Source organism: Pseudomonas sp. H26/SER47-MNA-CIBAN-0231 (assembly GCF_040310465.1).
Taxonomy (GTDB): domain Bacteria; phylum Pseudomonadota; class Gammaproteobacteria; order Pseudomonadales; family Pseudomonadaceae; genus Aquipseudomonas; species Aquipseudomonas atacamensis.
Genome location: NZ_JBEOPW010000001.1, coordinates 149,418 through 175,532, shown reverse-complemented (window position 1 = coordinate 175,532; position 26,115 = coordinate 149,418). Strand labels below are relative to the sequence as shown.

General features: G+C 60.5%; 29 protein-coding genes. 14 read left to right on the top strand and 15 right to left on the bottom strand.

All coding sequences use genetic code 11. The features are described from left to right. Nucleotides 1-53 precede the first annotated feature (53 nt). Nucleotides 54-611, top strand: a complete 558-nt coding sequence (locus AAEZ10_RS00815; protein ID WP_350567010.1) for a DcrB/PsbP domain-containing protein — start codon at nt 54-56, stop codon at nt 609-611. On the opposite strand, the gene AAEZ10_RS00810 is transcribed toward AAEZ10_RS00815, so the two are convergent. From AAEZ10_RS00810 to AAEZ10_RS00795, 4 genes are all read right to left on the bottom strand, one after another. Continuing rightward, nucleotides 601-1,317, bottom strand: coding sequence for an alpha/beta hydrolase (locus AAEZ10_RS00810; protein ID WP_110645537.1), 717 nt, complete (start codon nt 1,315-1,317; stop codon nt 601-603). The two genes, AAEZ10_RS00815 and AAEZ10_RS00810, sit on opposite strands and share 11 nt — an antisense overlap. Before the next feature lie 182 nt (nt 1,318-1,499). Then, the gene (locus tag AAEZ10_RS00805) at nt 1,500-2,612 is read right to left on the bottom strand and encodes a succinylglutamate desuccinylase/aspartoacylase family protein (protein WP_350567007.1); all 1,113 of its coding nucleotides are present in this window, start codon (nt 2,610-2,612) and stop codon (nt 1,500-1,502) included. Nucleotides 2,613-2,812: 200 nt separating this feature from the next. Continuing rightward, nucleotides 2,813-3,592, bottom strand: coding sequence for an L-arginine-binding protein AotJ (gene aotJ, locus AAEZ10_RS00800; protein ID WP_071172858.1), 780 nt, complete (start codon nt 3,590-3,592; stop codon nt 2,813-2,815). A gap of 304 nt (nt 3,593-3,896) precedes the next feature. Continuing rightward, complete coding sequence (locus tag AAEZ10_RS00795) at nt 3,897-4,325, bottom strand: rhodanese-like domain-containing protein (RefSeq protein WP_350567004.1); 429 nt, start codon at nt 4,323-4,325, stop codon at nt 3,897-3,899. 100 nt (nt 4,326-4,425) lie between these two features. Between AAEZ10_RS00795 and ftrA the strand changes: the two genes are divergently transcribed. The 4 genes from ftrA (at nt 4,426) to AAEZ10_RS00775 (ending at nt 7,348) form a co-directional block, all read left to right on the top strand. Beyond that, nucleotides 4,426-5,400, top strand: coding sequence for a transcriptional regulator FtrA (ftrA, locus tag AAEZ10_RS00790; protein WP_350567001.1), 975 nt, complete (start codon nt 4,426-4,428; stop codon nt 5,398-5,400). Nucleotides 5,401-5,529: 129 nt separating this feature from the next. Continuing rightward, nucleotides 5,530-6,750 (top strand): colicin E3/pyocin S6 family cytotoxin, encoded by a 1,221-nt coding sequence (locus AAEZ10_RS00785; protein WP_350566998.1) that lies wholly within the window; start codon nt 5,530-5,532, stop codon nt 6,748-6,750. Nucleotides 6,751-6,764: 14 nt separating this feature from the next. Next, complete coding sequence (locus tag AAEZ10_RS00780; RefSeq protein WP_073471254.1) at nt 6,765-7,004, top strand: pyocin S6 family toxin immunity protein; 240 nt, start codon at nt 6,765-6,767, stop codon at nt 7,002-7,004. Nucleotides 7,005-7,012: 8 nt separating this feature from the next. Next, complete coding sequence (locus AAEZ10_RS00775; protein WP_130899243.1) at nt 7,013-7,348, top strand: hypothetical protein; 336 nt, start codon at nt 7,013-7,015, stop codon at nt 7,346-7,348. A gap of 58 nt (nt 7,349-7,406) precedes the next feature. Here AAEZ10_RS00775 and AAEZ10_RS00770 read toward each other — a convergent pair whose 3' ends face one another. Then, nucleotides 7,407-7,745 carry an FKBP-type peptidyl-prolyl cis-trans isomerase gene (locus AAEZ10_RS00770; RefSeq protein WP_273528177.1) on the bottom strand — a complete coding sequence of 113 codons (339 nt, stop codon included), beginning with the start codon at nt 7,743-7,745 and terminating at the stop codon, nt 7,407-7,409. Nucleotides 7,746-7,876: 131 nt separating this feature from the next. Between AAEZ10_RS00770 and AAEZ10_RS00765 the strand changes: the two genes are divergently transcribed. Both AAEZ10_RS00765 and AAEZ10_RS00760 read left to right on the top strand, forming a co-directional pair. Beyond that, nucleotides 7,877-8,923 (top strand): M4 family metallopeptidase, encoded by a 1,047-nt coding sequence (locus tag AAEZ10_RS00765; RefSeq protein ID WP_350566993.1) that lies wholly within the window; start codon nt 7,877-7,879, stop codon nt 8,921-8,923. Between the two features lie 14 nt (nt 8,924-8,937). Continuing rightward, complete coding sequence (locus AAEZ10_RS00760; protein ID WP_350566990.1) at nt 8,938-9,249, top strand: protealysin inhibitor emfourin; 312 nt, start codon at nt 8,938-8,940, stop codon at nt 9,247-9,249. A 21-nt stretch (nt 9,250-9,270) separates the two neighbouring features. Here AAEZ10_RS00760 and AAEZ10_RS00755 read toward each other — a convergent pair whose 3' ends face one another. Next, complete coding sequence (locus AAEZ10_RS00755) at nt 9,271-9,579, bottom strand: RcnB family protein (protein WP_130901745.1); 309 nt, start codon at nt 9,577-9,579, stop codon at nt 9,271-9,273. 484 nt (nt 9,580-10,063) lie between these two features. Between AAEZ10_RS00755 and AAEZ10_RS00750 the strand changes: the two genes are divergently transcribed. Further along, a complete protein-coding gene (locus AAEZ10_RS00750) occupies nt 10,064-11,356 on the top strand; it encodes an MFS transporter (protein WP_016775219.1) in 1,293 nt (430 codons plus the stop codon). A 12-nt stretch (nt 11,357-11,368) separates the two neighbouring features. Continuing rightward, a complete protein-coding gene (locus AAEZ10_RS00745; RefSeq protein WP_056789012.1) occupies nt 11,369-12,139 on the top strand; it encodes a substrate-binding domain-containing protein in 771 nt (256 codons plus the stop codon). Here AAEZ10_RS00745 and AAEZ10_RS00740 read toward each other — a convergent pair. Further along, the gene (locus tag AAEZ10_RS00740; protein WP_016775221.1) at nt 12,129-13,043 is read right to left on the bottom strand and encodes a LysR family transcriptional regulator; all 915 of its coding nucleotides are present in this window, start codon (nt 13,041-13,043) and stop codon (nt 12,129-12,131) included. The genes AAEZ10_RS00745 and AAEZ10_RS00740 overlap by 11 nt on opposite strands. A gap of 250 nt (nt 13,044-13,293) precedes the next feature. Here AAEZ10_RS00740 and AAEZ10_RS00735 point away from each other — a divergent pair, with 250 nt between their 5' ends. Next, nucleotides 13,294-15,102: a monovalent cation:proton antiporter-2 (CPA2) family protein gene (locus tag AAEZ10_RS00735; RefSeq protein WP_125918665.1), complete on the top strand. Its 1,809-nt coding sequence runs from the start codon at nt 13,294-13,296 to the stop codon at nt 15,100-15,102. Between the two features lie 174 nt (nt 15,103-15,276). Here AAEZ10_RS00735 and hcnC read toward each other — a convergent pair whose 3' ends face one another. From hcnC to AAEZ10_RS00715, 4 genes are all read right to left on the bottom strand, one after another. Beyond that, the gene (gene hcnC / locus AAEZ10_RS00730) at nt 15,277-16,536 is read right to left on the bottom strand and encodes a cyanide-forming glycine dehydrogenase subunit HcnC (RefSeq protein WP_350566984.1); all 1,260 of its coding nucleotides are present in this window, start codon (nt 16,534-16,536) and stop codon (nt 15,277-15,279) included. Further along, nucleotides 16,529-17,938, bottom strand: coding sequence for a cyanide-forming glycine dehydrogenase subunit HcnB (gene hcnB / locus AAEZ10_RS00725; RefSeq protein WP_130929715.1), 1,410 nt, complete (start codon nt 17,936-17,938; stop codon nt 16,529-16,531). The genes hcnC and hcnB overlap by 8 nt, the downstream gene beginning before the upstream one ends. Next, a complete protein-coding gene (locus AAEZ10_RS00720) occupies nt 17,935-18,249 on the bottom strand; it encodes a (2Fe-2S)-binding protein (protein WP_016775225.1) in 315 nt (104 codons plus the stop codon). Before AAEZ10_RS00720 ends, hcnB begins: the two co-directional genes overlap by 4 nt. 238 nt (nt 18,250-18,487) lie before the next feature. Further along, nucleotides 18,488-19,027 carry a hypothetical protein gene (locus AAEZ10_RS00715; RefSeq protein ID WP_150634971.1) on the bottom strand — a complete coding sequence of 180 codons (540 nt, stop codon included), beginning with the start codon at nt 19,025-19,027 and terminating at the stop codon, nt 18,488-18,490. A gap of 490 nt (nt 19,028-19,517) precedes the next feature. On the opposite strand from AAEZ10_RS00715, the gene AAEZ10_RS00710 reads away from it, so the two are divergent. Together AAEZ10_RS00710 and AAEZ10_RS00705 are read left to right on the top strand one after the other, a co-directional pair. Beyond that, nucleotides 19,518-19,883: a DUF6124 family protein gene (locus AAEZ10_RS00710; protein WP_130929717.1), complete on the top strand. Its 366-nt coding sequence runs from the start codon at nt 19,518-19,520 to the stop codon at nt 19,881-19,883. A gap of 13 nt (nt 19,884-19,896) precedes the next feature. Continuing rightward, the gene (locus AAEZ10_RS00705) at nt 19,897-20,256 is read left to right on the top strand and encodes a DUF6124 family protein (RefSeq protein ID WP_372241021.1); all 360 of its coding nucleotides are present in this window, start codon (nt 19,897-19,899) and stop codon (nt 20,254-20,256) included. A gap of 179 nt (nt 20,257-20,435) precedes the next feature. Here the strand turns inward: AAEZ10_RS00705 and AAEZ10_RS00700 are convergent, their stop codons facing one another. After that, entirely contained in the window at nt 20,436-21,365 is a 930-nt protein-coding gene (locus AAEZ10_RS00700) for a hypothetical protein (RefSeq protein ID WP_016775227.1), read from the bottom strand. A gap of 308 nt (nt 21,366-21,673) precedes the next feature. On the opposite strand from AAEZ10_RS00700, the gene AAEZ10_RS00695 reads away from it, so the two are divergent. Both AAEZ10_RS00695 and AAEZ10_RS00690 read left to right on the top strand, forming a co-directional pair. Further along, nucleotides 21,674-22,357 carry a response regulator transcription factor gene (locus AAEZ10_RS00695; protein ID WP_016775228.1) on the top strand — a complete coding sequence of 228 codons (684 nt, stop codon included), beginning with the start codon at nt 21,674-21,676 and terminating at the stop codon, nt 22,355-22,357. Next, nucleotides 22,335-23,729, top strand: coding sequence for a sensor histidine kinase (locus AAEZ10_RS00690; protein ID WP_350566978.1), 1,395 nt, complete (start codon nt 22,335-22,337; stop codon nt 23,727-23,729). Before AAEZ10_RS00695 ends, AAEZ10_RS00690 begins: the two co-directional genes overlap by 23 nt. A 131-nt stretch (nt 23,730-23,860) precedes the next feature. Here the strand turns inward: AAEZ10_RS00690 and AAEZ10_RS00685 are convergent, their stop codons facing one another. From AAEZ10_RS00685 to AAEZ10_RS00675, 3 genes are all read right to left on the bottom strand, one after another. Then, complete coding sequence (locus tag AAEZ10_RS00685) at nt 23,861-24,271, bottom strand: SRPBCC family protein (protein ID WP_350566975.1); 411 nt, start codon at nt 24,269-24,271, stop codon at nt 23,861-23,863. 21 nt (nt 24,272-24,292) lie between these two features. Further along, nucleotides 24,293-25,090: an SDR family NAD(P)-dependent oxidoreductase gene (locus AAEZ10_RS00680; protein WP_073471267.1), complete on the bottom strand. Its 798-nt coding sequence runs from the start codon at nt 25,088-25,090 to the stop codon at nt 24,293-24,295. Nucleotides 25,091-25,441: 351 nt separating this feature from the next. Next, nucleotides 25,442-26,110, bottom strand: coding sequence for an HAD-IA family hydrolase (locus AAEZ10_RS00675; RefSeq protein WP_350566972.1), 669 nt, complete (start codon nt 26,108-26,110; stop codon nt 25,442-25,444). Between the last annotated feature and the right edge of the window lie 5 nt (nt 26,111-26,115).

Below are 26,115 nucleotides of genomic sequence, written 5' to 3'. Positions count from 1 at the left end.
ACGCTCCGTGGGATGATCGCCCGCCTCGCGCGACCATTTCCCGGAGATTTCAGATGTCATTGTTGAGCAAAAAAGCCGTCGTCCTGATGCTGGCGGCCATCGCTGGTTTCGCCGCGATCAACGCGCACGCCGCCAAGGAAAAAGTCAAAACCGAGAAGGTCTCGCTGCTCGACGGTAAGTTTGCCTTTGTCCTGCCCAAAGGCTTTGTCGCCGACCCGCTGCCCGCCAGCCCGAGCGGGGCCAAGGGCACGATGTACACCAACCAGACCACCAAGACCGTGGTCATCGCCGCCGAAAACCAGATCCCGGCTGGGCAGAACGTCAAGGACAACGACGGTGAGTTTCTCGACGGCAGCGTGTCGAGTTTCATCGACGATCAGCGCAAGGCCCTGCCGGACTTCAACAAGCTCAGCGAAAAAAGCCTGACCCAGAAAGGCACCGGCCTGGGGCTGCGTCAGGTTGACAGCACCGCCACTCAGGGCGGTGGCCAGACGCTGAACACCACGCTGCTGGCCGGCTCGGGGACGAAGATGGCGCTGGTGCAGGTGATTTCCCGCGCCAGCGACAAAAAAGGTCACGATGCCCTGGTCAAAGCCATCGTCAAGGATTGAGCCGCTGCAACCAGCCGTTCAAATCGCGCAATTCGGCCGCACTGATGCTGTGGCCGACGCCCGGATACGCGTGAAACTCGGGCTGGTAATCGAGCTTGTGCAATAGCGCGTTGGCCTCGGTGCCGTGACGGTAAGGCACCGGATCATCAGCGGTGCCGTGGCCGATAAATATGCTCAGCGGCAGTGGCGCTTGCCCGGGCTTGAGTTCGGCTTTGAGCACCGGCAACAAGCGCCCGCTCAACGCGGCAAACCCGCCCACGACCGCTGGCGCGCGCAGGCCCACTTCGTAGCTCATCATCGCGCCCTGGCTGAAGCCGATCAGGTACACCTTGTCCGGCGCGGCGTGATATTTCTTCGCCGCCTGGGCGATAAAGTCGCGCAGCTTCTGGCCGCTGGCCTTCAGATCATCGGTCTCGCCGTTGTAGGCGCCTTCGCCCTTCTTGCGAAACCACTGGAAACGTCCTTCACCCAACGTCATCGGTGCGCGCACGGAAAGGTAGTTGTACTGCGCCGGCAGCTGAAATTTCATGCCGATCAGATCGGCCTCGTTACTGCCGTAACCGTGCAGGAAAATCACCAGCGGACGTGGTTCGGCGTCGGCATGGACCTGTTCGAGGTATTTGAGCGGCAGGTCGGATTGCAGGGTGGTTTGCGCGTGGACGGCGGTGGATGCGAGCAGGGTCAGCAGGGCGAACAATTTCAGCATTGCAGCGTTCCTTCACAGAGTGTCGGGTTCGCGGGGGAGCCTAACATTCTCGGCTGAGGATCCAAATTTTGTGGCGTGGCTGATGGCCCTTTCGCGAGCAGGCTCGCTCCCACCGTTGAAATGCGTTCCCCCTGTGGGAGCGAGCCTGCTCGCGAAGAGGCCCGCACCTTCACCGCAACCTGTCAGTCGTTGGTCAGCTTGCCGGTACGAAACGGCACCCGCCCCGCGACTTTCGCCTGCCAGATCCCCGGCTCGGTATAACGCCCGCGATCAATCGCGAACAGCACCCCGCTGGTGCCGGCGCGCACGGTGGTCACGCGATCCTGCAACGGGTCAACAACCTCGAACAGCGCATCGCCCTGCTCTACCCACTCGCCGGCATTGCGCAAGAAACTGACCACGCCATGGTGCGGGGCGAACAGATATTCGGTGCCTTCGAACGGCAGACCTTCACAACATTCGCTCGGCGCCGCCGGCCAGTCGCCGCTGATGAAACCCTGCTCGGCGAGAAAGCCCAGAATCGCTTCGCAATTGGCCTGAGCCTGATCGACGCGGGTGTCGCCCATGCTGCCCAGCTCCAGCGTCGTCGCCAGATTCGCCGCCGGAATCGCCGCGTTCGGGAATGCTTTGGCCAGACGCAGCCACGGCGTCGAGCAGGATTCATCGAATGAGCTGCCGCCGGAGTCCTCGCAGAGCAATGCCACACCCGCCTTCAGCCGCGCCGCCAGCGATTGCCATTGCGGCCAGTGTTGCGGCAGCGCGTAGAGGTGAATCGCAGCGTCGAAGTCGCAGTGCAGATCAAGGGTGATGTCGGCGTCGCAGGCGTGGCGCAGCAACAAGCGGTGCAAGGCTTCCAATTGCGAGGCTGGCGCTGGCAATTCCTCGAAGACCTGAGCCATCGCCTGGCGGATCAGGGCGACGTTGGCCTCGGCATCCGCGCCCAGACGCTCGCCCACCAGCGCTGCGACCGGGGCGCTGAGTTCGACGAATGCGCGGTTGAAATTCTTGCCGCTGCCCAGTTCGAAGCGGCCCATGTGATTGCCTTGCAGATGCTGATCCAGGCCGATCGGATTGGCCACCGGCACCAGTTCGATAACGCCCTGCAAACGGCCCTGCTGTTCCAGTTCGTTCAGGCGCAGCTTGAGTTCCCACGCGGTGCGCATGCCCGGCAGCTCATCGGCGTGCAGGCTGGCCTGGATATACACCTTGCGGCTGCCGGCGCCGTAGCGAAAAACGCTGAGGGAGCGCTCGCTGCCCAAATGGCTCCAGGGCAGAACGTGGTCGATGCGTTGCATGAAAAACTCCTGATTAGCTGGATTACGCAAATCCTTGTGGGAGCGAGCCTGCTCGCGAATGCGTCAGGTCAGACGATGACGATGTCGAATGTCAGACCGCTTTCGCGAGCAGGCTCGCTCCCACAGATAATTTCCATCAATAAAAGAACATAAAAAAAGTGGCCACCGCGCAAACGGGGCCACTTTTTTTTCACGGCGTATTAATGGCCGTATACGTCAAAGTCGAAGTACTTGTCCTGGACTTTCTTGTACTCGCCATTGGCGCGGATTTCGGTGATGGCTTTGTTGAACTGCTCGGCCAGTGCGGTATCGCCCTTGCGCACCGCGATGCCAGCGCCGCCGCCGAAGTACTTGGCGTCTTCGTAGGTCGGGCCGACGAATTCGAAGCCTTTGCCGGCGTCGGTTTTCAGGAAACCGTCGCTGAGGTTGACCGAGTCAGCGAGCATCGCGTCGATACGCCCGGACACCATGTCGAGGTTGGCTTCCTGCTGCGAGCCGTAGCGCGTCAGTTCGATCCCGGCCGGAACCAGCACTTCGGTCGCGTAACGGTCGTGAGTACTGGCGCGCAGCACGCCGACTTTCTTGCCCTTGAGTTCGGTCAGCGGGTCTTTCACGCCCGAGCCTTCCTTCATCACGAAACGTGCCGGGGTGTGGTAGTACTTGATAGTGAAATCGACGTTTTTCTTGCGATCGTCAGTGATGGTCATCGACGACAGGATCGCGTCGATCTTCTTCACTTTCAGCGCCGGGATCAGACCATCGAACTCTTGCTCGACCCACGTGCATTTAACCTTCATCTGCGCGCACAGTGCGTCACCGATGTCCACGTCAAAACCAGTGAGTTTGCCGTCAGGGGTTTTCATCGAGAATGGCGGGTACCCGGCTTCGATACCGATGCGGATCGGCTTGGCGTCTTCGGCCACGGCGGTCAGGGACAACATCGACAGTGCCAGGGCACCGAACATCACTAGCTTTTTCATTTATTACTCCCGTGCGGAGGCTTTTATTGGCAGCTTTCGAGTCAGCGTTCGGTCATGGCGTTCTAACGGCAAAAACCGACGTGGCCGGCAGTCTATGGCGGCGCGCAGGGAGGCAATTGTTTTTAAGCGACAATTACTTACAGAACATCGGCGCACGCATTGACGAGGGTCAACGCGTGCGCCGTGGTGGTGCGAAGGCTGTAGGACACTGCCCTTTTCAGGTCAGAAATATGCGTTTTTTTGTTTGGGACTCTCTATGTCCCGACACGAGATGCGGAGGGCCCATGGCGGCGAGATCGAAGTGTCAGCAGGCGCAGCTGATCGCGGTGTTGGCTGCTGAAACCGCGTCCAATTCGAAACCCTCATCGAGCCATCCGGTGACGCCGCCGATCATCTCCTTGACCGGATAGCCCAATGCCGCCAGCTTCACCGCCGCCTTGTTCGCGCCGTTGCAATGCGGCCCGGCGCAATAGACCACGAACAAAGTGTGTTTCGGGTAATCGGCCAAGCGCTCCGCCGTGAGCAAGCGGGTCGGGATATTGATCGCGCCGGGCACATGGCCGCGCTCGAACGCCAATGGGCCGCGCACATCCACCAGAACAAAATCGACCTCCCCGGCCTCTTGGCTACTGAACACGTCGGAACAATCGGTTTCGAAGGTCAGACGATTGCTGAAATGCATCAGGGCAATCGCCGAAGGCGCGGCGGGAATTTCGCGAACCAGGCTGGTCATGTTGTGTTGCTCCTTTGTCTGTGGGGATGAACAGACTTTATCGAGACGGCGCCAGCCGCTACAGTGGCGCGCAAGACACCGACCGGGAGTTTTCCGCCAAATGCCCACTCTGCCCAATCTGGTTGCCATTCTGGCCTACGATGGCCTTTGCACGTTCGAGTTCGGCATTGCCGTGGAGATCTTCGGCCTGGCCCGACCAGAGTTTGACTTCCCTTGGTACGAACACGCGATTGCCGCGGTCGATAAAGGCCCGATGCGCGCCATGGGCGGGATTCAGGTGCTGGCCGATGGTGGCCTGGAACTGCTCGCCGCAGCGCGCACCATCATCATTCCGGGCTGGCGCGACCGCAACGCCCCGGTACCGCCTGCGCTGATCGACGCGTTGCGTCGGGCGCATGACCGAGGCGCGCGGTTGCTGTCGATCTGCTCGGGCGTGTTCGTGCTCGCCGCCAGCGGCCTGCTCGACGGCCACCGCGCCACCACGCACTGGCGCTACACCGGTGAACTGGCGCAACGCTTCCCGGCGATCGAGGTCGATCCGGACGTGCTCTATGTCGACGCCGGTCAGCTGATCACCTCCGCCGGCAGCGCCGCCGGCATCGACGCCTGCCTGCATCTGGTAACCCGCGACTTCGGCACGCAGGTCGCCAACGCCGTCGCGCGGCGCTTGGTCATGTCGCCACAGCGCACCGGCGGCCAGGCCCAATTCATCCCCACCCCGGTCAGCCCGACACCCCGCAGCGACCTGTCGCGCGTCATGCAATGGGCCCGCGAACGCCTGCACGAACCACTGGAAGTCCGCGATCTGGCCAGTGAAGCGGCGATGAGCGAGCGCACGTTTTTGCGGCGCTTCACCGAAGCCAGCGGGCAAACGCCCAAGGCCTGGCTGCAACATGAACGCCTGGCGCGAGCGCGGGAGCTCCTCGAGAGCACCCATCAACACACCGAGCAGATCGCCCAGCGCTGCGGCTATCGCTCGGTGGAGAGTTTTCGTGTGGCGTTTCGCAGCGTGGTGGGCGTACCGCCGTCGGTTTATCGGGAGCGGTTTGGGCGGTCGGGTAAGGCGATTTGTTGACCTGTCTGGTCATGGATTTGATCTTTTTGCAGTTGTAACAACTGCAACACTTTCAGACGCGTCCTACATCCATCACTCCTTCGTTGCTTTAGCGTCCGCTTCGTTTTTAAACAGCGGACAAGGACGCTCATGGCTCGCAAGAAAGACATCCCCCGGGTCCAGAACCCGCCAGAGGGAGACGGACACCACATCACCAGCCGCTACATGACTGCCAGCGAACTTGCTGCGCGCGAGGCCGCACAAGGCGCTTATGAAGACATTCTGGCTCGGCAGCAGGCCCACGAAGATCGACTTGGCCACCAGGTCATACATGAACAGCAAAATATAAGCGGCTGTGTTTTCGTGAAAAGTTGCAAGCTGCCGAACGGCGTCATCAATGATGCCAATCCATCTGGATTTATACCGGTTGGGAAAATTTCGGATTATGGAACGCTGTCCTTGCTAGCGGGGCATGAACGCGACTCGGCCGGGAATATCGCACTCAAGACAATTGGCGCGACCAGTTTGCAAGCGTCGATCGGAGCTTTTGCTCTCGGCAGCTCTGGCAGTCTGAGCACCAGCACTGCCGCCGCAAGTACCACAAGCCTGGCCACCGGCGGTGTCGTCGCAGGCGGGTTGCTTGCGTTGGTTGCGCTGCTGTGGCCATCGAGTCTCGCCGATAGTGCTCTCTACACAGAAGAGCAACTACAGTCGCTCGAGACAGCTCGGACTCGGGTTCGATTGCATGTGGAACAGCAGCCCGATGGGACGTTGAAAGGATACGGATACAACACTCAAACGCGCAGCGACTGGGAAATGATTCCAGTCGTGCAGTTCGTCAAGCAAGGCGCCTCCCACGTCGCAGATTTTGGGAATGGGTCAACCCTACTCTGGACTCCCTCTGTAGACTCATCACGCGGATCGGCAATTCCGCCGTTGGAGGGTGCGCCGCAGGTTCCACACATCTGGATATACCCGCCGACCGAGCAGGCGGACAAAATCATCGTCAATCCGGTTTACCCGCCTGAATACCAGGACTTTATTCTGGTCTTTCCGGCGGACTCTGGAGTACAGCCTCTATACGTTGTGCTTTCAAGACCTACTCTTGGCGGTGACATCAAATATCACCGGCCTCCCGTAACTCTCCCAGCATTCCCGGATACCTATCCCGTCAAATCCAAAAGCAGTGTTCAAGGTGGTGGCGGTAAGCGCAGCAGATGGAAAGACAAGAAAGGTCGAATCTACGAATGGGATAGCAAAACAGGGGCTATAGAACTCTATAACAAGCAAGGCAAACATCTAGGTGAGTTTAATCACGAAACGGGCGAGCAAATCGATCCTGCCGATCCCGAGCGATGGACTCCAAAGTGAAGAGGAATAAAAATATGTATTTATGGATTAGTGGTTTTTTACCAGACGAAAGCGAGGACGATACGCTGAAATTCGAGCTGTCGGTCCACTCGAAATCTGAGCGTCCGATATTGGCCGTAATGGGCTGGCCAGAACTCAGTCTAAGTCCCGACGGAGAATGGCTGCTGACTGCGGACCAAACTCAACGAATCAGCGAAATACTTGGAGAGCAATTGCCGAAGGAGCTGGACTTATTCATCGGCGTCAGGGGCTAGCGTCGACGATGAGCCTCATCTATCAAGATTCATCTATTTCCCGCGACGTGGCGATGAGACTTATTGCAAGTGGTGTCGCCGAAAATATGGCAGCAGGATTAGTATCCATCGGTATGAGCGAGGAAGACCCAATGTGGGCCCAGTCTTTCTGCCTCCAATATCTCTCCAGCGAAACCGAAGCGATCGCTGCCTCTGCCATCACCGCCCTGGGCCATATCGCTCGTCGACATGGAAGACTGAATACCGAAACCGTTTTGCCGGCGCTCGAAAACGTAAGGCGTCGGATGCCCTCGTTGCAGGGCGTCATTGAGGACACGATTGACGATATAGAGATGTTCACCTGAGCATCCGAAGTTGCAAGCGTCTGGATGAGGGTTGCTTCATCCAGACCCACGTCAGACCTCAATCCTCCCGCGTCAAAACCTCCAGCAACTCAATCTCAAACACCAGATTCGAATTCGGCGGGATCTTGCCCATAGTCCGCTCGCCGTACCCCAGATGCGCCGGTACCAGCAATTTGCGTTTGCCGCCGACCTGCATGCCCATCAGGCCCTGATCCCAGCCTTTGATCACCCGGCCAGTGCCAATCACGCACTGAAACGGTCTGCCCCGGCTCCAGGACGAATCGAATTCAGTGCCGTCTTCCAGCCAGCCGGTGTATTGGGTGGTGATCAGCGCGCCTTTCACCGCGGCTTTGCCGTCGCCCGGTTGCAGGTCGATGATTTGCAGTTCGTCTGTCATGTCGTTGGCTCTTGAGATGTTCGCAGGCGGCGTTTTTCGCAGAATCCGGCGTCGATGGCAATCCATGGAACCGAAAACACGCCTTGTCGCTCACATGTGTATCGACATCGTATGACGACAAGGATGCTTAGATGACCGACTCTCGATTGCTGCGCAGTTTCATCCCGCCCTACATCCTCAACCGCATCATTGCCCACGGTTCCGAGCCGCAGCGCAACGCCGCGATGCAGACGCTCAATCATGTGCGCAGCCTGCTGCCCAACCCCGGCCGTCCTTCGCAGCCGCCGGCGCGGGCGATTCTGCCGGAGGCGAGCAAGCCTGGCCTGGCGCGGCGCAGCGTGCATGATGCGCAGAACAAAATGCTCTTGCCGGGCATGCCGGTGCGTCTCGAGGGCCAGCCGGCATCGGGGGACCCGGCGGTCGACGAGGCTTACGATGCGCTGGGCGCCAGCTATGATTTCTTCTGGAAGGTGCTCGGTCGCGACTCGATCGATAATCAGGGATTCGCGCTGATCGGCAGCGTGCATTACGGGCAAGCCTACGAAAACGCATTCTGGAATGGCGCGCAGATGGTTTTCGGTGACGGCGATGGCGAAATCTTCCAGCGCTTCACCCGCTCGCTCGACGTCATCGGCCATGAACTGGCCCACGGCGTCACCGAAAGCGAAGCCGGGCTGATTTATGCCAACCAGTCCGGCGCGCTGAACGAGTCGCTCTCGGATGTATTCGGCGTGTTGACCAAGCAATACACCCTTGGCCAAACCGCCGAGCAGGCAGACTGGTTGATCGGCGCCGACCTGCTGATGCCACAGATTCAAGGCAAGGGCCTGCGCTCGATGTCGCACCCCGGCACGGCATACGACGACCCGATGCTGGGCAAGGATCCGCAACCGGATCACATGCACAAGTTCGTCATCACCAGCGAAGACAATGGCGGCGTACACATCAACTCCGGCATTCCCAACCGCGCGTTTTACCTGGCAGCCCGAGCGTTTGGCGGCTTCGCCTGGGAAAAGGCCGGACGCGTCTGGTACGACACGCTGTGTGATGACCGTTTGAAACAGGACGCAACGTTCGACGCGTTCGCAAAACTGACGATCAACCACGCCAGCGAGCGCTTCGGCGCCGAAGCAGCCGACGTAGTGCAGCAAGCCTGGGCACAGGTCGGTATCGAATAATCCGAGGAGACCGTATGAAAACGCTACCCGAGCTGGATAAAGATTCCGTTTTGCGCGTATCTCGCCAGGGTGGCGTTGCAGCGATTCACAGCCTGAGCCGCCCACGGGAAATCGAATTTGCCCAGTGCGATATCAGTCAGCGTTCAAGGATCTGCTCGGTGCTTGAGGGTTGCCTGCCACTCGATAGCAGCGAATCGGGCCGTGGGGATCAGCGCTTCTACCAGATTGAAGTGCGCTACCCGTCAGGGGAAATGGTGTTGAAGGTGCCGGAGGACCGGGCGCCTGGGGAATTAGTGAGTCTGTGGGACAAGGGAGAGCTTGTGTAAACGCTCTCCCCCGCGATCAAGCTATTTCTCGACCGGCTGCATCTCGACAATCGTACCGTTGGTGATCATCACCATCACGTACTTGTCGTTGATCTGCACCCACTGCGCCTGGTCGATCGGCGCTTTCAGACCTTTGGCTTTCCAGTTCTTCAAAGCCTTGTCGTCGCGCTGGTACATTTCTGGAGCGCGGTCGTTGACCTTCAGCTGGCGGTCGCTGGTCGGCGATTGCACGGCGGGTTCGCTGGAGGTTTGCGCCGCTTGAACAATGGGTGTGATTCCGGCAATGCCCGCAACAAGGGCCAGGCTGGCGATTAGGGTTTTGCTGTTCATCGGTGAACCTCTTTCGGATAGGTAGTACCTGAACTCCGACTGCGCGGCGCGGGAAACATTCCTTGTTTTTTGCTGGAGGTGGCCGTAAGAGGCCTTGGACATCAGACCGCCATCGCTGGCAACTCGAATCGTCGCACCGCAGCTCCCAAAGGGTTGATGTTACACCACAGTTTTTGACCTGAGCTCCACTCCCACAAGTCTTGGCGAACGCTGATTCTTTGATCACCACCAATCCCCTGTGGGAGCGAGCCCGCTCGCGAATACGCCGGCACATCCGCCATCGTTGCCATCTGACGGAAAGCCTTCGCGAGCAGGCTCGCTCCCACAAATGCGCCAAACCCGAAACCATTGATCCGCCCTACGCATCAATCCATGCCAACAATGCAATTAACAGATTGTTACATCTGCGCCACCATCCACCTCAATAAAAACCGTGCGCCGCTTCTCCGTAGCGCACGTCATAAAAGCGGTGGAGTACTTTTCTATGACAGCCTCAATCCCAACCAACGGCTCGCGGGCCGGTGCCATCTTCCGGGTGACCTCGGGCAACTTCCTCGAACAGTTCGACTTCTTTCTGTTCGGCTTCTACGCCACGCAGATTGCGGCGGTGTTCTTCCCGGCGAGCAGCGAGTTCGCCTCCCTGATGATGACTTTTGCGGTGTTTGGCGCAGGCTTCCTGATGCGTCCGCTGGGCGCCATCGTGCTCGGCGCCTACATCGATGACGTCGGCCGGCGCAAAGGTCTGATCGTCACCCTGTCGATCATGGCCAGCGGCACGATATTGATTGTGCTGGTGCCCGGATACGAAACCATTGGCCTGTTCGCCCCGGCGCTGGTACTGATCGGGCGACTGCTGCAAGGCTTCTCGGCCGGTGCGGAATTGGGCGGTGTCTCGGTGTATCTGTCCGAGATCGCCACGCCGGGTCGCAAAGGCTTTTTCACTGCTTGGCAGTCGGCCAGTCAGCAAGTGGCGATCATCGTTGCTGCCGCGCTGGGCTACGGTCTGAACCAGTGGATGGAGCCGCAAGCCGTGGCCGCCTGGGGCTGGCGCATTCCGTTTTTCGTCGGCTGCATGATCGTCCCGTTCATCTTCTTCCTGCGCCGCAACTTGGCCGAAACCGAAGAGTTCGCCGCGCGTAAACATCGCCCGAGCATGCGCGAAGTGTTCCGCACCCTTGGCCAGAACTGGGGCGTGGTGCTCGGCGGGATGTTGATGGTCGCGCTGACCACTACCGCGTTCTACCTGATCACCGTGTACGCGCCGACTTTCGGTAAAACCGTGCTGCACCTGAGCACTTCCGACGCGCTGCTGGTGACGCTGCTGGTGGGTGTGTCGAACTTCTTCTGGCTGCCGATTGGTGGTGCGTTGTCCGACCGTATCGGTCGTCGCCCAGTGCTGATAGGCATGGCCTTGCTGGCGCTGGCCACGACTTATCCGGCGCTGTCGTTCCTGGTGCAGGCGCCGAGCTTCACCAACATGCTGCTGTCGCTGCTGTGGTTGTCCTTCATTTACGGCTTGTACAACGGCGCGATGATTCCGGCGTTGACCGAAATCATGCCGGTGGAAGTGCGCGTCGCCGGTTTCTCCCTGGCTTACAGCCTGGCCACGGCGATTTTCGGCGGTTTCACCCCGGCGATGTCGACCTTCCTGATCCAGTACACCGGCGACAAAGCCGCGCCAGGCTACTGGATGAGCATCGGTGCCCTGTGCGCCCTGTGCGCCACGCTTTATCTGTACCGCCGTGCCGGTGGTCGTCTGCAACCTGTCGCGGCCTGAGGAATACTCGCCATGAAAAAACTCTTTACTGTCACCGCCCTGCTCGCCGGTCTCGCGTTCAACTTCGCGGCCCAGGCCGAAGAACTGAGCGTGATGACCTCCGGTGGTTTCACTGCCGCCTACAAGATCCTCGGGCCGAAGTTCGCCGCCGCAACGGGCAACACGCTCACCACCAGTCTCGGCCCGTCGATGGGCAAGGCGCCGGAAGCCATTCCCAATCGTCTGGCACGCGGTGAGCACGCCGACGTGGTGATCATGGTCGGTTACGCCCTCGATGAGCTGATCAAACAAGGCAAGGTCGACCCGGCCTCCCGCGTTGAACTGGCGGATTCGCGGATTGGCATGGTGGTGCGTGAAGGCGCGGCGAAACCGGACATCAGCAGCGTCGACGGCCTGAAGAAAACCCTGCTTGATGCGCAATCGGTGGCCTACTCCGACAGCGCCAGCGGCGTGTACATCGAGCAGCAGCTGTTCAAGAAACTCGGCATCGAAGATCAGTTGAAACCGAAAGCCAAGATGATCGCCAGGATCCCGGTCGGCTCGGTGGTTGCCACTGGCGACTATCAGTTGGGCTTCCAGCAGGTCAGCGAATTGCTGCCGGTGCCGGGCGTAAGCTTCGTCGCGAAGATTCCGGAATCGGTGCAGTCGGTGACGCGTTTCGCCGCTGGGATTCCGGTCAAGGCCGAGCATCCGCAAGAAGCCAAGGCCCTGCTCGCCTACCTCGCTGCACCGGCCGCTCAGGCTGACGTGCAGGCCACCGGGCTGGATTCGGTCAAGCGTTGATCGTTGGCGGCTGGACGCGCATTTCCACGACCAGCCGCTCCAGTTCCAGTGCCGCCGGGGTCAACGTGCGATCCCGGCGCTTGATGATGCCGACACTGCGCATCACCTGCGGCTCAATCAGTGGCACCCGCGTCAGGATCGGATGATCCGGCCCGGGCATCGCCATCAACGGCACCGCTGCCACGCCCAGACCCGCCTCTACCAGACCGATCATCGTCGTCACATGCCGCGTCTCGCAGATGCTCTGACGCTGCGGCACCACCCCGCCCAAGGCCTGATCAAGCAGAAAGCGGTTGCCCGAAGTCTTGTCCAGCGCGATGTAATCCTGTTGATAGAACTCGTCCCAGCTGACGCTGCTGCGCCCGGCCAGCGGATGATCGCGACGACAGGCGACAACGTAGCACTCCTGCACAAGCGGTTCGAACTCGACTTTGGCATCCTGCGTGCCGAGAAAACTCAAACCGAAATCCGCCTCGCCATTGACCACTGCACTCAACACATCGTGGGCGCTGGAATCGAGGACTTTGACCTTGATCCGTGGAAATTGCTGGTGATAGCGCGCGACCACGCGGGGCATGAAGTAGTACGCCGCCGACGGCACGCAGGCGACGGTGACATGGCCCAAGCGCGTCGAGGCGACTTCGCTGATGCCGAGCAAGGCAATGTCGAGATCATCGAGCAAGCGCTCGACGCTGGGCATGAAGCCGCGCCCGGCCTGGGTCAGGCTGACCTTGCGCGTGGTGCGCTCGAACAGTTTCACGCCAAGGGCATCTTCGAGCTTTTCGATGCGCCGGCTCAGCGCCGGTTGCGACAGGCGCACGGTGTCGGCAGCCTTGCGAAAACTGCCCTGCTCGACCACCGCACGAAAGGCTTGCAGGTCGTTGAGGTCGAAGTTGATGGCCATGGCGTTTCCGGAAATTGATGCGCAGGGGTTATAAATGTAACCAGTTGATGCAAATTATTACAGGCCTGATGGAAGCTGCCCTCGTGGGAGTGAGCCTGCTCGCGAACGCGGGGCATCAGTCAATGCATAGTTGGCTGACCCAGCGCATTCGCAAGCAGGCTCGCTCCCACATTGGATCTCGAATGGTCTGGAGACCGCGTAACCCTTATCCTTGTCCCCCCCGCCGTACCCGTAGTCAGGAGTCGTTCCAATGCCCCATGAAGGCAATCTGTTGCAAGCCGCCGTCGTGTTTCTGTTCGCGGCCGTGCTCACCGTGCCTTTGGCCAAACGTCTGCAACTGGGCGCGGTGCTCGGTTATCTGTTTGCCGGGGTGATCATCGGCCCGTCGGTGCTCGGCCTGATCGGCAACCCGCAAAGCGTTGCGCATATTTCCGAGCTGGGCGTGGTGTTGCTGCTGTTCATCATCGGCCTGGAGCTGTCGCCGCGCCGCTTGTGGGTGATGCGCAAATCGGTGTTCGGCGTCGGTCTGGCGCAGGTGCTGTTGACCGCATCGGTGATCGGCGTGCTGGCACTGTCGGTGTTCGGCCAGCCGCTGAACAGCGCCATTGTGCTGGGCCTCGGTCTGGCGCTCTCCTCCACGGCGTTCGGCCTGCAAAGCCTTGCCGAACGCAAGGAACTGACCAGCCCCCACGGGCGGCTGGCGTTTGCGATTCTGCTTTTCCAGGACATTGCGGCGATTCCATTGATCGCCCTGGTGCCGATGCTCGCCGGCGTCGATCACCACACCAGCACCGCCGACGATATTCGTCACAGCTTGCAGGTGCTCGGCGGCATTGCCGTGGTGGTGATCGGCGGGCGGTATCTGCTGCGTCCGGTATTTCGCGTGGTGGCGAAAACCGGGCTGCCGGAAGTGTCCACCGCCACCGCGTTGCTGGTGGTGATCGGCACCGCGTGGCTAATGGATCTGGTCGGTGTGTCGATGGCGCTGGGCGCGTTTCTCGCCGGTCTACTGCTGGCGGACTCGGAATATCGCCACGAGCTGGAAGCGCAGATCGAACCGTTCAAGGGCCTGCTGCTCGGGCTGTTTTTCATCAGCGTCGGCATGGGCGCCAACCTCAGCCTGTTGTTGAGCGCGCCGATCACCGTGTTGGGCCTGACCTTGTTGCTGATCGGTCTGAAGTTGCCGCTGCTGTTCGTGGTTGGGCGCTTGGCAGGTGGACTGAACAAGATCAGCGCAATCCGCCTCGGCATCGTCCTCGCTGCCGGCGGTGAGTTTGCCTTCGTGGTGTTCAAGATCGGTCGCGATCAGGGCCTGTTCGAGCCGCGTCTGTACGACCTGCTGGTGCTGACCATCACCCTGTCAATGGCGCTGACGCCGTTGTTGCTGTTGATCTGCGCACGGCTGGTCAGTCCGAAAGTACAGCCGGTGGAAGTGCCGGAGAAATTCCGCGAAATCGACACCGAAGCGCCACGCGTAGTGATTGCCGGCATGGGCAGGATGGGCCAGATCGTGGCGCGGATTCTGCGCGCGCAGAACATCAAGTTCGTTGCGCTGGACACCTCGGTGGAAACCATCGAACTGTCGCGCAGCTTCGGCGGTGTGCCAGTGTTCTACGGCGACCCGATGCGCCCGGAAATCCTTCACGCGGCGAAGGTTGGCGAAGCGGAATATTTCGTCATCGCCACGGACGATCCGGAGACCAACATCAAGACTGCCGAAGTGGTGCACAAGCACTATCCGCACATGAAAATCATCGCCCGCGCGCGTAACCGTCAGCACGTGCATCGCCTGGTGGATGTCGGCGCGGAAGCGATTCGTGAGACCTATTATTCGAGCCTGGAAATGAGCCGGCGCACGCTGGTCGGCCTCGGTCTGACCCAAGCCCAGGCCGATGCGCGGATCAAGCGTTTCAAGCATCACGACGAACAGGTGCTGGAGGCGCAACACGCTGTCTACGACGACGCCGCCAAAGTCCTGCAGACCGCCCAGGAAGCCCGGGCGGAACTGGCCAAACTGTTTGAATCGGATCAGCTCGAAGAGGAAGCGCGCAAATCCTGATGCATGCGAATTCCCTGTAGCTGCCGAAGACTGCGATCTTTTGATTTGATTGTTCCCACGCTCCGCGTGGTAACACAGCCCGGGACGCTCCGCGTTCCACTTCCCGAGCTGGAACGCGGAGCGTCCCTTGAGGCATTCCCACGCAGAGCGTGGGAACGATCATGTGGGAGAGAATCAGGCCAGTTCCAGAGCGGGCGCCGGCTCGACGGCTGCAACCGCAAACCGATCCGCCAGAAACGGCGTGATATCCAGCGGCAGCGGTTCGTCATTCACCAATTTATCCAGCAACACCCCGGTAATCGCCGACGTCAGAATCCCGGTGCGGAAGTGCCCGCAAGCATTCAGATAACCCTCGACCCCACGCATCGGCCCGAGGATCGGCAACTCATCCGGCGAGCCCGGACGCAGCCCCGCCCAGGTGCGCTTCAGATTGACGTCCACAAGCTCCGGCAGACAGCGCACCGCGCCCTGCACCAGCCCGGCGATTTCCGGGTAGGTGGTGGTGACGTCGAAGCCTTTGTCTTCGGTGGTGCTGCCGATAAGGATTTCGCCGTTGTCCTTTTGCGCCACGTAGCAATCGCTGGTAGTCAGGCAGCCGTTGAGGATTTTCGGCATGCGCTCGGTCAGCAGGATCTGCCCTTTCACCGGTTTCACCGGAATGCGGATACCCGTCGCCCACTCGCTCAGATCCGCCGCCCAGGCACCGGCGGCGTTGATCAGCGTCTTGCAGTGGAACACCCCCGCCTCCGCCGTCTGCACGCCGGTCACGCGAGTGCCGTGATGCAGCACGCCGGTGACGTTGGTGTTGGCGAAGATATCGACGCCGTTCTGCCGCGCGCCTTCCATGTAGGCATCCGCGAGGCGGAACGGGCTGACCTGATGGTCGCAGAGAAACTCCAGCGCCCCACGCGCCTCATGGCTGACGCTCGGTTCGGCCGCGCGCAACGCCGCTTGATCGAGCCAGCGCACCTGATCGGCCAGATGCGGAATGCAGCCGACGATGTGCTCGGCATACAGCCGATCTTCGTCGTCATAGATCACGAATTTCAGCCCGGTCTTTTCGAACTTGCAATCCATGCCGTGATTGTCTTTCAGCTCGCGGTGTAACGCCGGATAGAGCGCGTTGGACTGCAAGGCAAAATCGAAGAAGGATTCCGGCAAAATATGCGGCGTACTGGCGTCCACCGCGACTGCGGCGCCCTGGGTTTCGCGCTTGCGGTTGGCCGACATCATGCGAAAGAAAATCACCCCGCAACCGAGGCCGACCGACTCGCCGATCGCCCATAAACCACCCGCCGAAGCACGGGTTGCGTTGCCGGGGCGCTTGGCGTCGATCAGTGCCACCTTGAGATCTTTGCGCTTGGACAATTGGTAGGCGCAGGAGGCGCCGATCACACCGCCACCGGCAATGACCACGTCGTAGAACTTACTCATGGCAAGCGCCCTCCGTGCCGAGAGACTGGAACGCGGAAAACGGTACCGGATCAATCGGGAAGCGTGGGCGCAGCCAACCGACATCCTGACGTCCGGTGACCTGGCGCAGGCGATCGCTGCAATAGCCGACGCACATCCGCCCCTGACAATCGCCCATGCTCACGCGGGTGCGCATTTTCAGGCTGGCGATATCTTGCACACCCTGCTCCAGGGCCAGATCGATGTCGGCGCGGGTCGCATGTTCGCAGCGGCAGATCACCGTGTCGGCTGTGGGCAAAGCGATCTGACCGACGCCGCGCTCAGTGTAGCGATCTACCGCCGCACGAAAGCGCACGATGGCTCTGAGTTTGCTTGCGTAGCGATCACGGCGCACCCGGGCGAGCTCGGCGTCGAGCACACCGCGCTGCAGGAGGATCGAAGTGGCGGCGATCTTGCCGGCGAGCATCGCCGCTTCGCCGCCGCGGATCCCGCCCATGTCGCCGGCCAGATGCACATGCGCCACGCTGCTTTGCTGCCAGACATTGGCGTTGGCACGCAGGTAGCCATCGTCGCTGAAGCCGTGATCAAGGCCCATCTGCTGGCTCAATTGCGTGCGCGGAATAAAACCGTAACCGACCGCCAGCGTCTGCGCTTCGAAACGCTCGACCCGCGACAGATCCGCCTCCCACGCCGACGAATACGGCGCGACGCTGACGCTTTTCAACTCGCCGTCGCCGTGGGCTTCGACCACGCCCCAGCCGTAGTTCATCGGGATGCCGTGCAACTTGAGGTAAGCGAGCATGCTCAAGCCGTCGAGGAATAGCTGCGGCTTGTTCAGCAGCGCCAGACTCTCGCGGGCGATCTTGCCGAACGCACAAGCCTCGTAGACGCCGGCGACGCGCACGCCAGAGGCATGCAACTGGGTCGCAACCAGCGGCAGCAACGGCCCGGTGCCGGCGATGATCACCGGCCCTTGCGGCTTGACCACGCCACTCTTGATCTGCAACTGCAGACCGCCGAGCAGGATCACTCCCGGCAACGTCCAGCCGGGAAACGGTACGCTGCGTTCATGGCAACCGGCGGCCAGCAGCAGTTGCGAGTAAGCCATCTCGTGCAGCTGTTCATCGCCATCGAGCACCACCAGAGCGCGAGTGCCTTCAGCGCCGACCACGCGATGGCTGAGGCGTACGTCGATCAGCCCTGACTGCTGCTGAAATTCACCGTGCAGTTTGTCCAGTGCTTCGGAATAACGCGGCCCGAGATAATCCAGCTGCACGCCATCACGCAGCGGCCCGCGATAGACCACGCCGCCGAGGCGCGAAGCCTCTTCGAGCAAGGTGCAGCGCACGCCGTGGCGCGCCAGTTCGATGGCCGCCGCCATCCCCGCCGGCCCGCCGCCGACGATCAACGGTTGCAGGCTCATACGACCTCCTGCGCGACGACGCGGTTGACTCGGGTTTCGATCTGCATGCCGTCGCGCACCACCGTCTGGCAGGCGCGGCGCTTGTGCCGACCGTTGATTTTCACCAGACAGCACTGGCACACGCCCATGCCGCAATAGGCGCCACTGATCTGATCGTGGTCATTGCGTGCGATCTGGCGCACGCCGAGGGACTGGATGACGCTGAGAACGGTTTCGCCAATGGCGGCGCTGACCGCTTGGCCGTTGATGTGCACGGTCATGTCCGCCTGCACCAAGGGCTGGATATCGAAGGTTCTTTCTAGGCAGTTCATTTACGGTGTTCGTCCGTGAAGATTCAGTTGAGGTTGTGACAGCTCCTTGCTGCACTACGCCTCGTCGACGCTTTTCTTGCTGTGTTTTCAACGTCGACGCGGATACTTCGCCAGCGCAACAAGGTGCGCGACAAGCACTGTAGCTCATACCTCAGCAAAGGCCTGGATCATTTACGGTAGGCGATATCGCCAGGCGAAATATTGATCCAGGCCAGTGAAAATGGCGGGATGGAAACGGTTAGTTGGAGAAGACGAACTGGCCTTTGATCTTCTTTGCGCCGATCAACGCAAGGTCCGGGAACAGCAGGTTTTTCAGCCAAGCGACGTAGAAGATCATCGCCAGCGTGATCGCCACGCCGACCACCGTACCGATCGGGTCATCCGCATATTCCTTGAACATGCGCGGCATCTGGCTGATCGAGAGCATCACGTACACCGTATAGGCATGGGCAGCGTTGCGATAAAAACCCCAGGCAAAAAGCAAAGGCACGCCACCGGCGAACAAACCAAGTCCGATGGCGAAACCGCTGCTGATGGTCAGCCCGAGGAGATAGCCGCCCACCAGACCGATCAGCGCCTGAACGTAAGTCAGTCCGAGAAGGATCTTGATCTTGCCGGCGTGTCGTTCAATCAGATTCGGATCGGGGCGTGAGCCGATCAGGTACGCCAGCGCCTTGTCTTTCAGCGCACCACCGGAGAATGCCTTGAAAGTCTCGGTTTTCGAGCGCCCCCCATCGAGCATTTCGCTGACCTGGCGTTTGGTTTCCTTCTTGTCCAACGTGTTCTTCCTTAATTGAAAAATCGGGGGAGTGAAGCTAGGGCACTTCGGGAACCGATTGTCGCTTTGTTGAGTTGCCGAAAGCAAAAGGCTCAGGCATGCCGGCCCTTACGCGGTGGATAAACGCAATTTTTCGATCATGTTTAAATCACACGCGCTGTTACGGCATCGGACCTACAACGCCTTGCGTCGCTGCCTACGGGTGCATCAGAATCCGCCGGCTTACACGGCTATCGGTAGGGCTATATCGTTTCCCTGTCACTGCAAAACAGTGATCGGGTTTGGTAGCCCGTTTCTTGATAGTTGTATGGCGTCCCTTTAAGCGGCCCCTCCTTTGAGGGTCAGCTCTTCATGGTGACCATGCGTGGGGCTCATTCGTGAGCGCCGGGGTTAACTATCTTGACCGGTCTACCAACCTGCGCGTGGCCGCCACCCTTCGTTTGGTAGCGATAGTGACGGCTCTTCATTCCTTCAAGATAGAGAGTCATCCATGTTCAAAGTAACGCCAAACCCGCCAGAAGCCGATTCGATCCCGTACGACCCCGCTCTGGAGCCTCAGCGCATAAAAGACGCCGCCGCTCGCGCCATCAACTTTTATCTCGATCCGCAAACCGTGAAGACTACGATTCCCACTCGTCAACCGGGCCGGATCTTTCTCGTCGACCCAACGGTGGACGAGGAAACCTTGCTCCTCGAAGCCTGTGAATCGCTGGCTGCGGCGAACGACATGGCCCGCGAAATAAGCAACGTCATCGAGCCTGCACAGCGCCGTTCGCTGCTGATGTTGCAGCAGGTGATCATGCTGAGTGAGCTGGTCGTCAATCGCGTGCTCGACAGCCGACGCGTGTCGAACTAGCCGCAACCGAGGTATGAGGGGGCGTGCTCCCTCACTGCCAGCGTGCACGTCACCCCGTGGCGTTCTCTCTCACACCAAGCGGCTCTCATCGGAGTTTCAGCTGATGTCACACACACCTTCCAATCCGCCGGCCAGGATCAACGCCACGCCGTACAGCCCCAATACTCTGTTCATGGTCAACCCGCAATCCGACACCGAATCCTTGCTGGTCAACGCGTGCGAATCCCTGGCGTCCGCCACGGTGATGCTCGGTGACTTTGCCGGGATGCTCGAAGGCTCACGGCGCAATACCCTGTTGGGCATTGCGCAAGTGGTGATGTTGGGAGAACTGGCCGTGAACAAAGCGCTGGATAATGTCGTGCCGACCGAGTAATTCACCAAGCTTGCGTTTGCAGTTCCCAAACGCAAAAAAGCCGCTTTCAGCCGAAGATGAAAGCGGCAGAGGCATCCTGCCTCAGAGGGATCAGTGTACGAACAGGGCGATCAGGATGATGATCGGGATCGGTACGCCGAGGAAGAACAGCAGTAATGAGCGCATGGTGACTCTCCTTTTTAACGGACCGGAGTGGTTGTGGTGTAGGTGTCGACTTCAACGTACTCGACTGCATCGCGACGACGACCGCCGAAGGTGGCTGCCAGGCTGGCGAAGAACGCACCGGCCAGCAGCGCGACGAACATCCACAGCGAGGTGTAGGCAGCGACTTTCGCGGCGGTGTCGGCAGCTTGCTGGGCTTTCAGTTTCGCGTCAGCGATGGCTTTCTGGGTGTTGGCGTAGATCTCGTCAACGCGACGTTCAGCATCGGCCTGGCTCAGGTTGGTACGTTGCGACACCAGTTGTGCGAGGTAGGTGCGGTCTTCGGCGCTGAGCTGACCGTTGGCCAGGCTCTGGGCGAAGATGCGGGTCACGGTGCCGCGTGCGGCGTCATCGCTGACGGCAGCCGGACGGTCGTCACGGAACAGGCTGTCGACGAAGTAGCCGTACTGATCGCTGTCAGTATTGGCTGCGGCAGAACCGGCAGCCTGGCTCATGGCACCGGCAGCACCGCCGACGACGTTAGCCCCAGCCTGCACACCGCCGCTGACGACGCTGCTGACCGAACCGACCACCAGCACAGCGGTGACCAGCGTGGCGACGCACCAGGCGAGGAAGCCGTGGGCGGTGTCACGGAAGTAGACTTCGTCACCGTGCATGTTCGCCCATTTCACCCGCAGACGACCGGCAATGTAGCCGCCCATGCCGGAAGCAATGATCTGCGTCACCGCCAGCCAGACAATCGTCGAAATGCCCAGGCCCTTGGCGCTGACGCCCTCTCCGGCCCACGGTGAAACCGCCGAAAAGCCCAGACCGAAACCGAGCAGCACGAGAATCATCGACAGCGCAGCGGCCGCCGCAGCACCGGCAAAGATCGCGCCCCAGGACACGCCTGAGACGCTGCTCGACTCTTCCACGGCAGGATAATAGCCATCAGGGGATCTATTCATTGTTGTACTGCTCCAGGCATGAAAAATGGTGTTACAACTCGTCAGGTGAGGAATTGCAGTGACCGTGCCAGTTACAGAAACTAAATAAACTCTTTATTTTCAACAGGTTATAAAGTTTGAACTTCGCTGATCCGTGCAATTTGCAATAAATGGTCAGCGCCTGCGGGTTTTCTGCATTGATGGCTGACAGGCAAATCCGATCAATTCCGATTCACCGTCGCGACGAAGATGAAAGTTAATTTAAAGCGTCACGGTAAATTCTTGGCAAAATGCTGCCATTCCGTTTGAACCGATCAGCAGGCCTGCCTATGACTCGTATCTTGACCATCGAAGACGACGCCGTGACCGCGCGGGAAATCGTTGCCGAACTGAGCAGCCACGGGCTGGATGTCGACTGGGTCGACAATGGCCGCGAGGGCCTCGACCGTGCCGTCAGCGGCAACTACGACCTGATCACCCTCGACCGCATGTTGCCCGAGCTGGATGGTCTGGCCATCGTCACCACCCTGCGCACCATGGGCGTGGCGACGCCGATTCTGATGATCAGCGCCCTCTCCGATGTCGATGAGCGCGTGCGCGGTTTGCGCGCCGGTGGCGATGACTACCTGACCAAACCGTTCGCCACCGATGAAATGGCCGCGCGGGTGGAAGTGTTGCTGCGCCGACAGAACAGCGTCGCCACCCAGGCCACGACATTGAACGTCGCTGACCTCGAACTCGACCTGATCAGCCATGAAGCCCGCCGCGCCGGACAGGTGCTGACGCTGTTGCCCACCGAATACAAACTGCTCGAGTTTCTGATGCGCAACAGCGGCCAGATTCTCTCGCGGATGATGATTTTCGAAGAGGTCTGGGGTTATCACTTCGACCCGGGCACCAACCTGATCGACGTGCACATCGGCCGTCTGCGCAAGAAGATCGACGCAGCCGGCAACGTTCCGCTGATCCGCACGGTACGGGGCTCCGGCTATGTCATTGCCGAACCCGTCTGACGGCTGGCGCTCGTCCAGCAGCCGCTTGCTGGCGCTGTACAGCTCGCTGTTCGTGGCGTGGAGCGCGATCCTCATGGGGGTCATGTACTACGAGGTATCCGGCTACCTCGACAAACTGGCCAAACATTCGTTGATGCAACGCCAGCATCTGTTTTCGCATTTTCGCGGCGAGCAACTCGAAGACGCCCTCGCCGCCAGCATGACCTTCGATATCCGTGGTATTGACGCCTATGGTCTGTTCAGCGCTGACGGCGTTTACCTGGGCGGCGCACTTCAGCAAATTCCCGAAGGACTGCCGCTCGACGGCAAGATCCATATGCTCGCCGAGTGCGCCGATTCCGATGACCCGACCCTGCCGAGCGACAGCTGCGATGCTGTGGCCACCCAGACTCGCGACGGGCGCTGGCTGGTGCTGCTGCGTGACAATGGCTCGCTGTTTGCGGTGACGCGGATCATTTTGCACGCGTTGTTCTGGGGCGTGTCGCTGACGATTATTCCCGGGGTCGCCGGTTGGCATCTGCTGCGGCGTCGACCGTTGCAGCGCATCCGCGCGATCCAGAACAGCGCCCAGGCCATCGTTGCCGGCGACCTGACGCACCGCTTGCCGTTGTCCAATCGCCGCGATGAACTGGACATGCTCGCCGCCATCGTCAACGCCATGCTTGAGCGCATCGAGCGCTTGATGAACGAGGTCAAAGGCGTCTGCGACAACATCGCCCACGATTTGCGCACGCCGCTGACCCGCCTGCGCGCGCAGTTGTATCGCATGCAGCAACAGGCCGGCGAAGGTTCGCAAGAAGCGGCGCAACTGGACTTGGTACTGGCTGAAGCGGATACGCTGATGGCGCGCTTCCGGGGTTTGTTGCGGATTTCCGAACTGGAAGATCGCCAGCGCCGTTCAGGTTTCGTCGAACTTGATCCGGTGCGTTTGCTGGAGGAGTTGCACGAGTTCTATCTGCCGCTGGCCGAGGAAGGCGATCTGCGTTTCCAGTTGAACATGCCGGAGACGCTGCCGCCGCTCAATGGCGACCGCGCACTGCTGTTCGAAGCGCTGGCGAACCTGCTGAGCAACTCGATCAAATTCACCCCGCCCGGCGGCACGGTGATGTTGCGTGGGGTCAATGCCAATGGCCAGACGCGGATCGAGGTGCACGATTCAGGCCCGGGGATTCCCGAGGCGGAACGTGAGGCGGTGTTCCAGCGGTTTTACCGCACCGAGGGTGGCCAGCCGCAGAGTGGCTTTGGTCTGGGGCTGTCGATTGTCGCGGCGATTGTGAGCTTGCACGGCTTCAGTCTTGACGTCGGCAGCAGCGATCTGGGCGGGGCGAAACTGGTGCTGGATTGTCGGCAGAGTTTGATCAGTCAGGCCTGACGTCTCGCGCCGATCGTTCCCACGCTCCGCGTGGGAATGCCTCAAGGGACGCTCCGCGTTCCGGCTTTCGAAATGGGACGCAGAGCGTCCCGGGCTGCATTCCCACGCAGAGCGTGGGAACGATCTGCGTCTCAGGTTGGGTAATTCGCCCGCAAGGCCTCGAGCCCGCCCTGGTAGATGCCGTTGAACAGCGCCACCACTTCTTCATCGCTCACGCCGACCGCATTGAAGAGCCCCGACCACGTCACCCGCGAGCCCTGCCCCTGGGCTTCAACCTTGATCGTCGCCAGGTAATCGCTGGCCGGGAACGGTGCCTGTTCGATGGAATAGCTGTAGGTTCTCGCAGCGTTATCGAAGGTCTGCAGACGTTCGACGACAACGCCGCCATCGCCCGTTTTCAGCGTGCGCACTCGCCCGCCTTCGCTCAGTTCACTTTGGATAATCAATGGCAGCCAGTCCGGCAGCGTGTTGAAGCCGCCGATCAATTGCCAGACCTGATCGGCCGAGGCCGGGATGTCGATGGTTGCGGATGCAGTTGGCATAAAATCTCTCTTTTGGAAAATTCAGATCGTCAGGCTGTCGACTACACCGCCATCGACGCGCAAGGCTGCGCCCGTGGTGGCCGAGGACAGCGGTGAAGCAATGTACGTGACCAGATGCGCCACCTCCGAAACATCCGCCACACGCTGGATGATCGACGTCGGACGGGCCTTGCGCACAAAGGCGTCGGCTTCGTCGCGCAGGTCGCGCCCGGATTCGGCGGCCGCGTCTCTGAGCATGTCCTGCAGGCCGTCGGTGAAAGTCGGCCCCGGCAGGATCGCATTGACCGTGACCCCGGTGCCAGCCAGACGCTTGGCCAAGCCGTGGGACACCGCGAGGTTGGCGCTTTTGGTCACGCCGTAATTGAGCATGTCAGCCGGCGTCGCCACCCCGGATTCCGATGACAGAAAGATCACCCGGCCCCAACCCTGCTCAACCATCGCCGGCACATAATGCCGCGCCAGGCGCACGCCGGAAATCACGTTGACTTCATAGAAGCGCGTCCACTCGCTGTCGGGAGTCTCGAAGAAATCGACGTCGTTGAAGATGCCAAGGTTGTTCACCAGAATGTCCGCGCGCGGTTCGGCGGCGAACAGCTTTTCCGCGCCCTCGGCCGTGCCCAGATCGGCGGTCAGACCACGCAACTGCGCGCTGGGCACCGCTTGGCGAATGCTCGCCAGCGCCTGCTCGACCTTGGCCGTGTCGCGACCGATGACCACCACCGTCGCCCCGGCTTCGGCCAACGACTGGCTGATGCCCAGACCGATGCCGCCGGTACTGCCGCTGACGATGGCCAGTTTTCCACTCAGATCAATCTTCATGCGTTTACCTCATTAGCAAGGAGTTCCACCGCGCTCGACTTTGGCGACGATTTCACAAGCATGGATCAGCGTAGTTGCGATATTGCCGGCATGGTTGAGCTGCCGACCGGTGACGGGGATGTGGTTTGATCGACGATCCCCTGTGTCTGGCAGACCGTAGCCCCTCACCCTAGCCCTCTCCCGGGGGAGAGGGAACCGATCGAGTTGTGCTGAACTTGACGTCGACCTGAAAGACCATAGCGATTATGGATTCAGAGAAGACTTTTCAATTCGGCGTATTACCTGAATATCCCCCGGTCAGTCCCCTCTCCTTCCGGGAGAGGGCTAGGGTGAGGGGCATTTCGGAACAGATCAGATTTCCGTCAGACGAAGCAGACCATCGGCGCCGACCCTGACGCCGATCGCATCGTAACTGGCCAACGTCGCATGCGCCGTTTCGATCGGGTGCTGGTGCGTGGTGGTGATGATCATCAGTGCAGCGCCCGCCGCTTCCGCAGCCTGAATACCAACCGTGGCGTCTTCAAAAATCAGACAGTCCGCCGGTTCAACGCCAAGCTTTTTCGCTGCCAAAAGATAACCGGAGGGATCAGGCTTGCCAGCCTTTACATCTTCCGCCGTGATCATCACCGCCGGCTCGGGGATACCCGCCGCCGCCATCCGCCGCAACGCCAGATCGCGAGGCGCCGACGTCACCATCGCCCAACGATTTTTCGGCAGCGCGTTGAGAAAGGCTGCCGCCGCAGGAATCTCGACAATGCCTTCAACGTCATTGATTTCCGCTGCGGTGATGAAAGCTGCCTGTTGCTCGGCATCCACGCCCGGCAGATTCAGCCGGGTGATGGTGTCGATCGCCCGCGCGCCATGGATGGTCGGCAGGAACGTCTCGACATCAACGCCATGGCGCACCGCCCACGCTGACCAGATGCGCTCGGCGGCGGCGATGGAGTTGAGGACGGTGCCGTCCATGTCGAACAGGAACGCGCCGAACGCGCGATCAAAAACCGATGCTTGTGCAGACAAGAGAG

What these genes read in the sequence shown, in the direction of transcription:
- AAEZ10_RS00815 (WP_350567010.1), top strand. Translation starts at nt 54, where the DNA reads ATGTCATTGTTGAGCAAAAAAGCCGTCGTCCTGATGCTGGCGGCCATC.
- AAEZ10_RS00810 (WP_110645537.1), bottom strand. Translation starts at nt 1,317, where the DNA reads ATGCTGAAATTGTTCGCCCTGCTGACCCTGCTCGCATCCACCGCCGTC.
- AAEZ10_RS00805 (WP_350567007.1), bottom strand. Translation starts at nt 2,612, where the DNA reads ATGCAACGCATCGACCACGTTCTGCCCTGGAGCCATTTGGGCAGCGAG.
- aotJ (WP_071172858.1), bottom strand. Translation starts at nt 3,592, where the DNA reads ATGAAAAAGCTAGTGATGTTCGGTGCCCTGGCACTGTCGATGTTGTCC.
- AAEZ10_RS00795 (WP_350567004.1), bottom strand. Translation starts at nt 4,325, where the DNA reads ATGACCAGCCTGGTTCGCGAAATTCCCGCCGCGCCTTCGGCGATTGCC.
- ftrA (WP_350567001.1), top strand. Translation starts at nt 4,426, where the DNA reads ATGCCCACTCTGCCCAATCTGGTTGCCATTCTGGCCTACGATGGCCTT.
- AAEZ10_RS00785 (WP_350566998.1), top strand. Translation starts at nt 5,530, where the DNA reads ATGGCTCGCAAGAAAGACATCCCCCGGGTCCAGAACCCGCCAGAGGGA.
- AAEZ10_RS00780 (WP_073471254.1), top strand. Translation starts at nt 6,765, where the DNA reads ATGTATTTATGGATTAGTGGTTTTTTACCAGACGAAAGCGAGGACGAT.
- AAEZ10_RS00775 (WP_130899243.1), top strand. Translation starts at nt 7,013, where the DNA reads ATGAGCCTCATCTATCAAGATTCATCTATTTCCCGCGACGTGGCGATG.
- AAEZ10_RS00770 (WP_273528177.1), bottom strand. Translation starts at nt 7,745, where the DNA reads ATGACAGACGAACTGCAAATCATCGACCTGCAACCGGGCGACGGCAAA.
- AAEZ10_RS00765 (WP_350566993.1), top strand. Translation starts at nt 7,877, where the DNA reads ATGACCGACTCTCGATTGCTGCGCAGTTTCATCCCGCCCTACATCCTC.
- AAEZ10_RS00760 (WP_350566990.1), top strand. Translation starts at nt 8,938, where the DNA reads ATGAAAACGCTACCCGAGCTGGATAAAGATTCCGTTTTGCGCGTATCT.
- AAEZ10_RS00755 (WP_130901745.1), bottom strand. Translation starts at nt 9,579, where the DNA reads ATGAACAGCAAAACCCTAATCGCCAGCCTGGCCCTTGTTGCGGGCATT.
- AAEZ10_RS00750 (WP_016775219.1), top strand. Translation starts at nt 10,064, where the DNA reads ATGACAGCCTCAATCCCAACCAACGGCTCGCGGGCCGGTGCCATCTTC.
- AAEZ10_RS00745 (WP_056789012.1), top strand. Translation starts at nt 11,369, where the DNA reads ATGAAAAAACTCTTTACTGTCACCGCCCTGCTCGCCGGTCTCGCGTTC.
- AAEZ10_RS00740 (WP_016775221.1), bottom strand. Translation starts at nt 13,043, where the DNA reads ATGGCCATCAACTTCGACCTCAACGACCTGCAAGCCTTTCGTGCGGTG.
- AAEZ10_RS00735 (WP_125918665.1), top strand. Translation starts at nt 13,294, where the DNA reads ATGCCCCATGAAGGCAATCTGTTGCAAGCCGCCGTCGTGTTTCTGTTC.
- hcnC (WP_350566984.1), bottom strand. Translation starts at nt 16,536, where the DNA reads ATGAGTAAGTTCTACGACGTGGTCATTGCCGGTGGCGGTGTGATCGGC.
- hcnB (WP_130929715.1), bottom strand. Translation starts at nt 17,938, where the DNA reads ATGAGCCTGCAACCGTTGATCGTCGGCGGCGGGCCGGCGGGGATGGCG.
- AAEZ10_RS00720 (WP_016775225.1), bottom strand. Translation starts at nt 18,249, where the DNA reads ATGAACTGCCTAGAAAGAACCTTCGATATCCAGCCCTTGGTGCAGGCG.
- AAEZ10_RS00710 (WP_130929717.1), top strand. Translation starts at nt 19,518, where the DNA reads ATGTTCAAAGTAACGCCAAACCCGCCAGAAGCCGATTCGATCCCGTAC.
- AAEZ10_RS00705 (WP_372241021.1), top strand. Translation starts at nt 19,897, where the DNA reads ATGAGGGGGCGTGCTCCCTCACTGCCAGCGTGCACGTCACCCCGTGGC.
- AAEZ10_RS00700 (WP_016775227.1), bottom strand. Translation starts at nt 21,365, where the DNA reads ATGAATAGATCCCCTGATGGCTATTATCCTGCCGTGGAAGAGTCGAGC.
- AAEZ10_RS00695 (WP_016775228.1), top strand. Translation starts at nt 21,674, where the DNA reads ATGACTCGTATCTTGACCATCGAAGACGACGCCGTGACCGCGCGGGAA.
- AAEZ10_RS00690 (WP_350566978.1), top strand. Translation starts at nt 22,335, where the DNA reads ATGTCATTGCCGAACCCGTCTGACGGCTGGCGCTCGTCCAGCAGCCGC.
- AAEZ10_RS00685 (WP_350566975.1), bottom strand. Translation starts at nt 24,271, where the DNA reads ATGCCAACTGCATCCGCAACCATCGACATCCCGGCCTCGGCCGATCAG.
- AAEZ10_RS00680 (WP_073471267.1), bottom strand. Translation starts at nt 25,090, where the DNA reads ATGAAGATTGATCTGAGTGGAAAACTGGCCATCGTCAGCGGCAGTACC.